The sequence below is a fragment of the Burkholderia sp. KCJ3K979 genome, from assembly GCF_016759955.1.
In the GTDB taxonomy this organism is placed as follows: Bacteria; Pseudomonadota; Gammaproteobacteria; order Burkholderiales; family Burkholderiaceae; genus Burkholderia; species Burkholderia orbicola.
This window is the reverse complement of the sequence record NZ_JACFYV010000212.1, coordinates 1-11,491: the sequence shown is the minus strand read 5'-3', so window position 1 is coordinate 11,491 and position 11,491 is coordinate 1. Positions and strand designations below refer to the sequence as shown.

Here is an 11,491-nt window from a genome sequence, read left to right as displayed (position 1 = left end):
TGCCGAGCCCGGTCGGCAGCGCGACGCTCAGGTACGGATTCGCCAGCGTCGCATCGTCTTCGGGCAACAGCCCGATCGCGCAGCCGCCGGCCGCGTGCGCACCGCGCGCGGCGGCCTCCATCACGCCCTGCTTGCCGCCGCCGACGAGCGCGATACCCGTGGCCGCCACCGCATGCGCGATCCGCTCCGCGACCCGCATCTGTTCATCCGTCGCATCGCGCGGGCCGATCACGCCGACCGGCATCCGGTGCCGGTGCGTGCCGCGTTGCCGTTGCGCGAGTCGTGCGAGCGCGTCGCGTGCCGGTTCGGACCACGCGCATTCAATGACGTCGTTGGCGAACAAGACCTTCCCCTAGTGCCAAAACGCAGGTACAGATGGCCGTCAGCACGATCGACAGCACGGCCGCCTGCGAGAAATCGGTTTGCCCGTCCGACAGCTTCAAATACATCAGCAGCGGCAGGATGTTGATCTGCGTGCCGGCCAGCGCGAGCGCCGTGCCGTACGTGCCGAGCGCGATCGCGGTCACGAGGCACCATGCGGATGCGACCGACGGCCACAGTTCGCGCCACGCGACGTCGAGCCATGCGCGCCACGGCCGTGCGCCGAGCGTCAGCGCCGCCTCGAGCGGCCGTCGGTCGAGATTCGCGAGCGTGGGATAGATCATCAGCGCGACGCGCGGGATCAGGTAGTACGCATAGGCGACCGCGAGCCCCGGCATCGTATAGATCGCGCCGCCGACCACGGTCGGATCGGCGCCCAGCGCGGCCAGCAGCGTGGTCACGAAGCCCGCGCGGCCGAATGCGAGGATGAACCCGTACGCGATCACCAGCCCGGAAAACGCCAGCGGCACGCCGAGCAGCGCGAGCGACCAGTGGCGACGGGCCGGCGACTGTCCGGCGAGCGCGAACGCGACCGGCACGCCGACGGCGACCGACAGCGTGCCGGCGCCCACCGCCAGCGCCAGCGAGCGCGCGATCGCATCCGCGACGAGCGGATCGCGCCACACCGCCGCGAACGCGCGGCCGCCGCCCGCGCATGCCGCATCGATGAGCGCGGCCAGCGGCAGCACGAAGCACACCGCGAGCAACGCCGCTGCGGGCAGCGCGCCGAAGCGGCGCAGCACGCCGCGCTCGGGTAAGGAAGCGTGCATCCCGCGCCCCTTACTGGCCGAGCGTGGCCTGCGACCACAGCTGGTCGACCTCGGCCTTGCGCGCCGCCGCCTTCGCGACATCGAGCGGGCGCACCTGCGGCGCGTTCGGCAGCTTCGCAGCAACTTCCGCTGCGACCGGCGTGCCCGGCACCGCCGGACGCACATAGCCTTGCGCGAACAGCGCCTGCCCGACGTCGCTCATCACGAGGTTGAGCCAGAGCTGCGCGGCAGACGGATTCGGGCCGTTCTTCACGAGACTCATCGCATACGGCGCCGACACGCTGCCGTCCTGCGGAATCACGACGTCGGCCGCGTCGCCCATGCCGTCCGCGTACTTCGCCTTGAGGCCGTCGTTCTCGTAGCCGATCAGGATCGGAATCTCGCCCTTCACGAACTTCGCGTACGGCGTCGTGCCCTCGACGCGCAGCACGTTGCCGGCCTGCTTCAGCTTGCCGAAGAAGTCGGCGCCCGGCTTCGGGTTCTCGACGCTGCCGCCGTTCGCATACGCGGCCGCGAACACCGCGACCTGGCCCTGCCCGGTCGAGCGCGGGTCGAGATAGACCACCGCGTTGCGGTATTCGGGCTTCAGCAGGTCGGACCAGCGCTGCGGCACGTTCTTGACGAGCTTCCGGTTGACGAGGAACGCGATGTTCAGCGAATGCACGGCGAACCAGCGGGCGTCGGCCGCGCGGAACACGCCCGGCAGCTTGTCGAAGTTGATGGGCCGGAACGGCGCGACGACGTCCTTGCCCGCGGCGTCGAGCGCCGACGCCGCGAAGTAGTACGCGGTATCGGCCTGCGGACGGCGGCGCGACTTGTCGAGCGCAACGACGGTCGCGGCCGAGCCGATGTCGTTGTAGGTGATCTCGACCTTCGGGTAGCGCTTGCGGAATTCGGCGAACAGCGCCTTCCAGTTCGCCCATTCGGGGCCGGTATCGAACGACACGACGAGCCCTTCGTCGGCCGCCTTCGCGTACAGCGCGTCTTCGCCCGGGTAGAGCGGCGCGGCCTGCGCCGCCGCGCAGGAAAGCGCCGCGAGCGCGCACAGCGCCAGCACGCGGGCGCGCATGGCCTTCACAAGAGGGGAGCCTGCAAACATCGTGAATCTCCGTTGAACGAAAGGAATCAGTGCGCGTCCGGCGATGCCGGCAGCACGAGCAGATGGCAAGGGTCGATCGCGATGCTGCGCGCGGCGGGCTCGCGCCCCTCGCACAACAGCACGTCGGCCGAGCCGTCCGGAATGAAGTCGTAGCGCTGCGTCGCGCCGAAGTAACGCACCTCGCCGCGACGGCCGTCGATGCGGTTGGCGCTGTGTTCCGGCGGATCGGCCTGCACATGCTCGGGCCGCACCAGCACCTCGATCTCCGCACCCGGCCGATGCGCGCCCGTGTCCGCGCGCAGCGTCGCGAAGCGCACGTCGATTTCGCCGTGCGCGAGCACGCACCCGCGCAGCAGCGTCGAGTGCCCGACGAAGCGCGCGACCTGGGCGGTCGCCGGGCGCTCGTACAGGTCGCGCGGCGTGCCGGCCTGCAACACGCGGCCGCCGTCGACGATCGCGACGCGGTCGGCCATGCTCAGCGCCTCGTCCTGGTCGTGCGTGACGAACAGCGTCGTCGCGCCGCAGGCGCGCTGCAGTGCGCGGATCTCGTCGCGCAACTGATGACGGATGCCGGCATCGAGCGCCGCCAGCGGCTCGTCGAGCAGCAGCAGCTTCGGTTCGATCACGAGCGCCCGCGCGAGCGCGACGCGCTGCTGCTGTCCGCCGGACAGCATCGCGATGCCGCGCGTCGCGTGCGCCGACAATCCGACCCGCTCGAGCATGTCGAGCGCGCGCCGGCGTCGGACGTCGGCCGCGACGCCGCGCATCCGCAGCCCGTACGCGACGTTGTCGATGACCGACAGGTTCGGGAACAGCGCGTAGTGCTGGAACACCATCCCGACCTCGCGCCGCCACACGGGCACGCCGGCCACGTCGTCGCCGCCGATCGCGATGCGGCCGCGCCAGCCGTCGAGCAGCCCGGCCGCGAGCCGCAGCAGCGTGGATTTGCCGGAGCCGCTGCGCCCCATCACCGCGAGCAGTTCGCCCTGCGCGGCGGACAGCGTGACGTCGTCGACGCCATGGCGGGCGCCCGGATACTGGAAACTGACGTGTTCGAATTCGAGGCTCATGGATGACTCACTTCAGACGTTGCACGGTGCCGACGGACACGAGCGTCGCCAGCACGGCGAGCACGAGCAGCACGACGGTGGCGGCGCACGCCATCCCCGTCGCGCCGTAGAACGCCTGCAGCAGCACGATCGGATAGTTCCGGTAGCGAAAGCCGGCGATCAGGTTCGAGATCTGGAATTCGCCGATCGACAGCGCGGCCACCATCACGAGGCCGGAAAACAGGCTGTGCCGCAGGTTCGGCAGCACGATCGTGACGAACTGGCGCAGCGGCGTCGCACCGAGCGTCGCCGCGCAAGCCTCGAGCCGCGCGAGGCCGAGATGCCGCAGGTCGCCAAGCAGCGTCTGCAGCAGATACGGCAGCGTCAGCACCGCGTGCGCCGCGATCATCAGCGGCAGCGTGCCGAGCCACGGCAACGTGTCGCCGCTGAAGATCGCGATGTAGCCGAAGCCGAGCGTCAACGCCGGCACGGCGACCGGCATCAGCATCACAATGCGCGTCGCGAACCCGCCGCCGGCCTGGGCGCGATGATGCAGCGCATACGCGAGCGGCAGGCCTATCACCGCGTTGAGCGCGCAGCACGCCAGCGCCACGATGAAGCTCGCGCCGAACGCGCGCGTGAAGCTCCGGTTCGCGGCCAGGTCGGCGAACCAGTGCCCGGTGACGCCGGCGGGCAGCAACGTGTTGGTCCACGATTCGCCCACGGCACCAACCAGCAGCAACGCGATCGGCAACAGCAGGTAGAGGCCGAACAGCGCGAGCAGCGCCTGCAGCAGCAGGCGCCCGACGCGCGGCCGGGCCGGTTTGTTACGACGAATCGGAATACCGTCGGCCGGAGCCGGGGTGGTTGACGCAGGCATGAAGACACTCGCTGACGATCGGAAAAACCTCGCGCAACGCCTGCCGGACGGGCCTGCATGCGTTGTCGAAGCCGGCGCAGTGTGCGGTTTCGACATGGCATCGTCATGAAAAAAACGTAAAAAGCGCGCATCGACCTGTGCAAGGACGGAACAACCCGCGATGAAGCACCTGTATCCGAACGTGGCGGAGCTGCATGCATTCGCCACGTCCGCGAAGTATTTGAACTTCTCCTATGCGGCCCGGGAACTGGGCCTGACGCCGAGCGCGGTCAGCCGGCAGATCGCGAACCTCGAGGCGCTGTTCGGCGTGAAGCTGTTCGTGCGCGAGGGGCGCGGCCTCGCGCTCACTCGGGCGGGCCAGGTGTATCACGCGCGCGTCGTCGGGCCGCTGCGCGAAATCGGCAACGCGTCGATCGAACTGCTGAGCGCACGGGAGAACAGCGACCTGCTGACGATCGCGAGCGTGCCGACGTTCACGACCAAGTGGCTGCTGCCGCGACTCACGCGCTTTCTCGCCGCCGCGCCGGGCGTCACGCTGAGCTTTCGCCGTCATCTCGCGCCCGGCGACGTGTTTCCGTTCGGGCTCGACGCGGCGATCCGCTACGGCGATGGCGGATGGGAAGGCGTGCGAAGCGACTATCTGGGCGGGCGGACCTTCGTGCCGGTCTGCTCGCGCGCATTCGCCGACCGGCATGCGCTGCACGGACCTGCCGATGCCGCGGCGGCGCCGCGCCTCGTGCACGAGCAGGCGGAGATCGCGTGGTCCGCATGGGCGGAACGTCATCGCGCGACGCAGATGAACGCGCTGGCCGGGCCGCGCTTCGAGCAGTATTCGGTGCTGATCCAGGCGGCGCAGGCCGGGCTCGGGATCGCCCTCGTGCCGCGCTTCCTGATTCTCGACAATCTCGCGGCGGGCACGCTGGTCGAGCCGTTCGACGCACCGGTCGACGTGGACGCGCAGGGGCACTACCTGTGCTACGCGCCGGAGCGCCTCGACACGAGCGAGGCGTTGCGGCGCTTCAGGGAATGGATGCTGGACGAAGCGGCGTGCGCGTAAGGCGGCACGGCGCCGCCCCTGAAACGAACGGCGCACACCGCCGCATGGCTGCGCGCGCCGCTTGCCGTCCGGACACCGCCTCACGGCGGCATCCGGCATATCACGTCAACGCCCGATACCGAGCCCCGGCAGCACGCGCGTGTTCTCGGCCACGACCGCCTGCAGCAGGCGCGGATCGGCGCCGAGCAGCGCGAGGATCGTCGGCGCGACCTGCTTCGTGCCGACGAGATCGTTCACCGTGCGCGCACGATGAATGCCCGGATACGACACGAGCAGGCCGAGGTGGCTGTCGTCCGGCGCGTTGCCACCGTGCTCCTCGTCCTTCTTCGTGCTCGACGTGTAGATCACGCCCGGATTCGGCTGGACGACGATGTCCGGCGTACGGCCGTTGGCCGGATCGCCGAAGCGGTCGGCCAGCGCCGCGCCGTACAGCACGTACGCCTGCGGGCCGTCCGCGCAGATCCCCGGCGCGTTGCAGCCGAGATTCGCCTTCAGCGCCTGCACGACGGCCGTGCGCTGGCCGCGGTCGCGCAGCCAGATCAGCCCGACGTCGTCGGTCTGCACGAAGCCCGTGCCGACCAGGCCCGAACCGTCGTTCAGGTTGCCCGTCGTCGTGTTGTTCTGGCCGAAGTTGCCGTTCGGGTCGAGGAAATTGTTCGCTTCGAGCAGCTTCGTCAGCGTGTCGCCGTTCTTCACGAGCTTCGTGTGATCGCTCGGCGACTGGCCGTGTTTCGACGTGACGATCACAGCCGTCGACGAATACAGGTTCGCCTGCTTCAGCGCCGCGACGACGTGGCCGATCGCGTCGTCCACATACGTGATCGCGTTCGCGACCTGCCCGTTCGGCGTGAAGTCGGCGTCGAGATAGCCGCCACCCTTCGCGACCGGCGCCTTCTGCGCGACGCTCAGCGTCTGGAAGTTCGCACCGAACAGCGTCGGCACCGGCGCGGTCTTCGTACCGGTCGAATCGCGGCCGCCGATCTGGCGGATCAGCGCCTGCACGTGCAGGTTGTCGAAGCGCGCGGTATGCGAGTAGACGTCCGTATAGTCGGTGTTGGTCGCCGGGTCGATCGAATTGATCTCGGTGCGCATCAGGTCGTCGACGCCGGTGCCCGACGGGCCGTTCAGCCAGTCGTAGCCCCACGCGTGCTTGTCGGCCCACGCGGTGCGCGCATTCGGCACGCCGGCCTTGACGGCCTCGAACACCGTGTTGGTCTTCACGTAGTCGTGCGGGTAGACCGGCACGCACTGGCCGTTGACCTTCGCATGCGGGATCGCCTGCGGATTGAACGCGCCGCCGCCGTCGAGGTGCACGAGCGCGCCGCCGTTCTGCGCATCGATGCCGGTCGTCTCGTCGAACACGACGTTCCAGCCCTGCTTGCCCGAGCACGTCGTGTCGCTCGGCGCGTACAGGTTGCGGTCGTACGACACGTCGTAGAACAGGCCGGCCGTCTTCGGCGAGCCACCCGTCACCAGTGCGGCGAGGCCAGGGAACGAATCCGACAGCCCCGGCGTGTACGCATTCGCGTACGTCACGCCGCTCTTCGCGAGCACCGCGAGGTTCGGGCACGTATTCGCGCCGATGCAGCGCGCCAGATCCTGCTCGTGCAGGCCGTCGATGCTCAGCAGCAGCACGTGCTTCACGACGCGGCTCGGCCGGCCGTTGCTCTCGCCCCGAGCGTTACCGTCCTGTTGCGCCGCGTACACGCCCGCGCTTGCGAGCGCCAGCGCACCCGCCACCATCACCGCCATGTTTCGTTGCTTGACGAACCTGGAAATCATCACCCCACCTCATCGATTGATGTTGAACCGCGTGACCTGCCATCAGGCGCGCAAAATATCGCCGGGCCGTGCGGCGGTCGGATGAAGCGGGGCTTTCTGTTCTCTGTCAAACGTAACCAATCGCAAATGACATGAAGGGGTCGCAATCCGCGGCCCTCGCGTGCGCCGGCTCGTGCGACGGGATTTTTTTCGACTTGGCCCGCGACTATTGGCGTGTGATAAAGGGTTTTCCCTGACCCGGAGCACGACTATGTCAACCCTGGAAGCTCTCCGGTTCGTGCTGGACGATGCACGTACCCCCGAAATCATTCGCCATCACGTCGTCGACGCGCTGCAGTACGCGTTGCGCAACTACGGACAGGTGTTTACCGCGAAAGAAGTCGAATGGCTGACGCAGTGGGACGACGCGCGTCTGCCGCTGGCCGCGAGGAAGGAGCTGGACAAGCGCGAACCGGCGATCGCCGAACGCTGAAAAAAAGCCGCCACGCCCGACGGGTGCGGGCACGGCGGCGGATGAGGGATGACGGGCGGCGGTAACGCTTACTGCAGCCCGAAGTCGACGCGGGTCGTCGCGCCCTTGTCCGAGATGCCCTTCGCGTCGAGCTTCGGCGCGACGACGAACATGCGGCTCGAATCGATCTTGCCGTCGAGATACTGGCGCACGGCCTGCGCGCGCTGCTGCGCGAGCGCACGCAGCGCGTTGTCGTCGGCCGGCGCGTGATCGGCGAGCGCCTGCTTCATGTCCGCATCGGGCAGCGTCTTCTGCAGGCCCACCAAGTTGCGCGGCTTCTTGAAGTCGGCGGCCTTGTAAGCGCGCGTCAGGTACTTCGAGTATTCGGCCTTGTCGACCTTCACCGACATCGGATCGATGCTCTCGCCCTGGCCGACCACGTCCTTCAGCTTCTGCTGGCGCACCAGCCGCTCGACGTACGCGTCGCGCAGCCCCGGCGTGTCCTGCGCCGGATCGACGCGGCCGATCAGGTCGAGGCGGATCGACGGCTTCTCGGTCAGCATCTTCACGACGGTATCGAGCTTCTTCTGCTGCGCGTCGGTCAACGCGTACGAGCCCGGCGCGAACTCGACGTAGCCGAGATCCTCGCCGCCGCTGCCGCCGAACGCATTCGCGAGCAGCGTGAACGGCGACGTGACGGCCTTCGCGATCAGGTTCAGCACCGCGTGCCAGATCAGCCCGCCGACGCTGAACTCCGGATTCGACAGCGAGCCCGACACCGGCAGATTCACGTCGATCTGGCCGCGCGTGTTCTTCAAGAGCGAGATCGCGAGCTTCACCGGCAGCTTCGTCGCGGTGTCGTTCTCGACGCGATCGCCGAACGTCAGCTGGTCGATGAAGATGTGGTTGTTCGCCGACAACTGGTCGTTCGCGAGCTGGTAGTGCAGGTCGACGTTGAGCTTGCCCTTCGTGATCGGATAGCCCGCGTACTTCGCCGAATACGGCGTCAGGTTGGTCAGTTCGATGTCGTGCGCGGTGGCCGTGAGGTCGAGCGCCGGCTTCTCGATCAGCGGGTTCACCGAGCCCTTGATCGAAATCGGCCCGTTGCCCGCGAGGTTCGCGGCGACGTCGACCGGCGCGGACGTCGTCGAATCCGTGCCGAACGCGCCGACCGTGCCCTTGATCGCGACGAGGTTCGCCGTGTAGTTCGGCTTGATGAAGTTGTCCGTGTACGTGACGCGGCCGTTCTGCAGCAGCAGTTCGCCGAAGTGCATCCGCACCGGGTTCTGCGGCTGCGGCGCGGCCTTCACGACCACCGTCGCCGACGCGGCGGCCGGCACGGACGCCTGCTGCGCGGCCGCGGCCGAGGCGGCCTGCGCGGCGGCCGGCGGCGTCACGCCCGGCGACAGCGGCACCGGCTCGCCCTTGCTCGCGTCGCGCGTGAGCGACTGCGCGGGGCCCGTCTCCTTCGCGACCACGTCCTTCAGGTTCAGCCGGCCCTGCGCGTCGAGCAGCACGCGGCCGTAGAAGTTCGAGAACGTCACGCGCGCGGCGTCGACGTCGGTGCCCTTCTCGTCGTAGTTCGCCTTCAGGTTCGACAGCGCGAGCGAGCGCCAGCCGGCGAACGGGTCGGAGGTTGCCTTGTCGAGCATCCGCACGTCGACCAGCGCGAGGTCGCCGCGATAGGTCGCGCGCGGCGTGTCCTTCACCTGCGCGAACGTCAGGTTGCCCTGCGCGTTGAGCAGCGCGCTCGCGATCGTCGCGTTCAGCGCGCTGCCGAAGTATGGCTCGAACGCGGCCGCATCGAGGCGGTTGCCGTTGATCTTCAGGCCGAGCTTCAGCGGCTGCGCGGTCACGTCGCCCGACACGTTCAGCGAGCCCTTGCGGTTCAGCGTCGCCTTCAGCTGCACGGGCAGCGGCTTCGTCAGGTCGTCGCTCACCTTCTGCACCGACAGCTCCAGCGGCTTGATCGCCAGCTTCACCGGGCGCGGCGTCGACAGGTCGGTGAAGTTCGCGGACGCCTCCTTCACGTTCAGCGCGTCGATCCGGTAGTGCCACGACGGCGCGGCGGCCTGGGCCTTGCGCGCGACCGTGCGCGGCGGCACCGCGGCTTGCGCGGGTTCGGCCAGCGCCGCGAGGTCGATCTTGCCGTCCTTCAGGCGCTTCACGTCAAGCGCGAGCCCGCTCGTGTCGACGCTCGCGATCTCGGCGGTGCGCGCGGCGACGTCGATCTTCGCGATCTTCGCGCTCGCGTCGGGCAGCACGATCGCGGGCGCCTTGTTGTCCGGCGCGGCGATCTTCAGCGACTTGAGGCTGACCGTGCTGTCGGCGACTTCCGCGGCGAGCGGCGTCTTGCCCCAGTCGGTCTTCGCGTTGACGGTCGCGCCGAGCGTTCCGTCGAGCACGCGCGCGCGCGTCGCCTCGCCGAGATACGGCTGCAGCGCCGGCAGCGCGAGCGCAGCGACCGTCAGCTTCGTGTCGGCCTGCTTCGCGGCGAGGTTGAACGCGCCTTCGGCCTTCACGTCGCCGCCGCGCGACAGCGACGTCGACAGCGTGTACTTGGCGGGCGTCTTGCCCTGCAGCGAGAAGCCATCGAGCGTCGCGGCGAGCTTCGTCAGCGACAGCGCGGTCGGCGTCGCCGGCACGCGGTCGTCGACGTTGATCGTGCCCCCGTCGATCGCGACATGGCGAATCGTCAGGTCGAGCGGCGGCGCGGCCTTCGCGGCGGCGCTTCCTTCGGCCTTCGCGCCGCTGGCGGCGGCGACGGTGGCGCCAGACGCGGCCGACGCACCGGAAACGGCGACGGCCGACGCGCCCGGCTTGCCGGCTGCGGCCTTCGGCGCGGCGGCCGGTTGCGCGACCAGCTTCTCGACGTTCAGCACGCCCTGCTTGTCGCGCGACAGATCGACCACCGGCTGGTCGAGCCGGATCTCGTCGAAGTGCATCGCGTTGCGCAGCGGTTCCAGCCCGGCCGCCGCGATGTGCACGCCGCGCGCGGCGAACAGCGGCGCCGACGCGCGGTCGGTCACCTTCGCGTCGCTCAGGTCGACGGTGCCCGACACGCGCAGCGCGGGCGTCTCGCCGCTCATCACGAAATTGACCGTGAGGTTGCTGCTGAGCAGGCCGCTCGTCACGGCCACCGGCAGCTTCGCCGGCACGTACGAGATCAGCTTCGGCACGTCGAGGCGGTCGAACTTCAGCGCGATCTCCGATTCGCGCGACTGCGCGAACGGCTTGGTCTTGCCGTCGATCGAGATCGGGCTGCCGTCGAAGCGCGCGCGCAGCTTCGGCTCGACGAAGATGTCGGTCTTCGAGGCCAGCGTCGCGATGTACGGAATGCCGAGCGTCCAGTTGTCGACCACGTGCTTTTCGTTCAGCAGGCGATCGTCGAAATCGATCCGGCCGTCGTTGACCTGGATGTTCGACACCGAGAATTGCGTCGGCTTGCTGTCGGGCTTCGGCGTCGGCGACGAGAACTTCTCGATCAGGTCGGTGAAGTTGAAGCGCTGCGCGTCGTAGCGAACGACGTGAAAGCGCGGCGAATCGAGCCGGACCTCGTTGACGATCGGCGCGCCGCGGAACAGCGACGACCACGACGGCCTCACGACGAGCTTGCCGATGTCGATGAAGTCGCCCTGGCCGCCGCGCTCGCCGAGGCGGATGCCGTCGGCTTCGAGGTTCAGCGTGTACGGGTTCAGTGCGATGCGCTGAATCGTGGCCGGCCGGTCGAGCTGCTTGCTCAACTGCTGTTCGGCGACATGGCGGATCAGCGGCGGCGCCGCGAAGAAGCCGAGCAGTCCGAACAAAACGAGGAAGATCAGCACGCCGATGCCGATACGCCGGGTCCGGCGCGAGCGTGCAACGCCACCGAGGGCATGGAGGGTCGAGGGTACGGTTTCTTTGTCTGCGCTTGCCATGCTTGAATATCTCGGGAATGGATGCCGGGCCGCACCGGGGAACCGGGCGGCCGCGCACGCTATCCCGAAAGTATAGGCTCAGGAGGTGACGGTACGGCGGTCGGG

The 11,491-nt window shown here is 68.8% G+C and carries 9 protein-coding genes; 2 read left to right on the top strand and 7 right to left on the bottom strand.

All coding sequences use genetic code 11. The annotated features are described in order from the left end of the window. From H3O04_RS29375 to H3O04_RS29355, 5 genes are all read right to left on the bottom strand, one after another. The coding region (locus tag H3O04_RS29375) for a DNA-processing protein DprA (protein WP_237666470.1) at positions 1 to 244 on the bottom strand (244 nt) is incomplete at its 3' end. A gap of 76 nt (positions 245 to 320) precedes the next feature. Further along, entirely contained in the window at positions 321 to 1,151 is an 831-nt protein-coding gene (locus H3O04_RS29370) for an ABC transporter permease (protein WP_012339261.1), read from the bottom strand. A 10-nt stretch (positions 1,152 to 1,161) separates the two neighbouring features. Next, positions 1,162 to 2,250, bottom strand: coding sequence for an extracellular solute-binding protein (locus H3O04_RS29365; RefSeq protein ID WP_202589012.1), 1,089 nt, complete (start codon positions 2,248 to 2,250; stop codon positions 1,162 to 1,164). A gap of 26 nt (positions 2,251 to 2,276) precedes the next feature. Continuing rightward, positions 2,277 to 3,320 carry an ABC transporter ATP-binding protein gene (locus H3O04_RS29360; RefSeq protein WP_202589011.1) on the bottom strand — a complete coding sequence of 348 codons (1,044 nt, stop codon included), beginning with the start codon at positions 3,318 to 3,320 and terminating at the stop codon, positions 2,277 to 2,279. Positions 3,321 to 3,327: 7 nt separating this feature from the next. Then, the gene (locus tag H3O04_RS29355; RefSeq protein ID WP_202589010.1) at positions 3,328 to 4,179 is read right to left on the bottom strand and encodes an ABC transporter permease; all 852 of its coding nucleotides are present in this window, start codon (positions 4,177 to 4,179) and stop codon (positions 3,328 to 3,330) included. A gap of 160 nt (positions 4,180 to 4,339) precedes the next feature. Between H3O04_RS29355 and H3O04_RS29350 the strand changes: the two genes are divergently transcribed. Next, complete coding sequence (locus H3O04_RS29350; protein ID WP_027809408.1) at positions 4,340 to 5,236, top strand: LysR substrate-binding domain-containing protein; 897 nt, start codon at positions 4,340 to 4,342, stop codon at positions 5,234 to 5,236. A 105-nt stretch (positions 5,237 to 5,341) separates the two neighbouring features. On the opposite strand, the gene H3O04_RS29345 is transcribed toward H3O04_RS29350, so the two are convergent. Then, complete coding sequence (locus tag H3O04_RS29345) at positions 5,342 to 7,018, bottom strand: alkaline phosphatase family protein (protein WP_202589009.1); 1,677 nt, start codon at positions 7,016 to 7,018, stop codon at positions 5,342 to 5,344. A 250-nt stretch (positions 7,019 to 7,268) separates the two neighbouring features. Here H3O04_RS29345 and H3O04_RS29340 point away from each other — a divergent pair, with 250 nt between their 5' ends. Further along, positions 7,269 to 7,490: a hypothetical protein gene (locus tag H3O04_RS29340; RefSeq protein WP_059448952.1), complete on the top strand. Its 222-nt coding sequence runs from the start codon at positions 7,269 to 7,271 to the stop codon at positions 7,488 to 7,490. A 68-nt stretch (positions 7,491 to 7,558) separates the two neighbouring features. On the opposite strand, the gene H3O04_RS29335 is transcribed toward H3O04_RS29340, so the two are convergent. Continuing rightward, entirely contained in the window at positions 7,559 to 11,386 is a 3,828-nt protein-coding gene (locus tag H3O04_RS29335; RefSeq protein ID WP_027814011.1) for a DUF748 domain-containing protein, read from the bottom strand. Positions 11,387 to 11,491 lie beyond the last annotated feature (105 nt).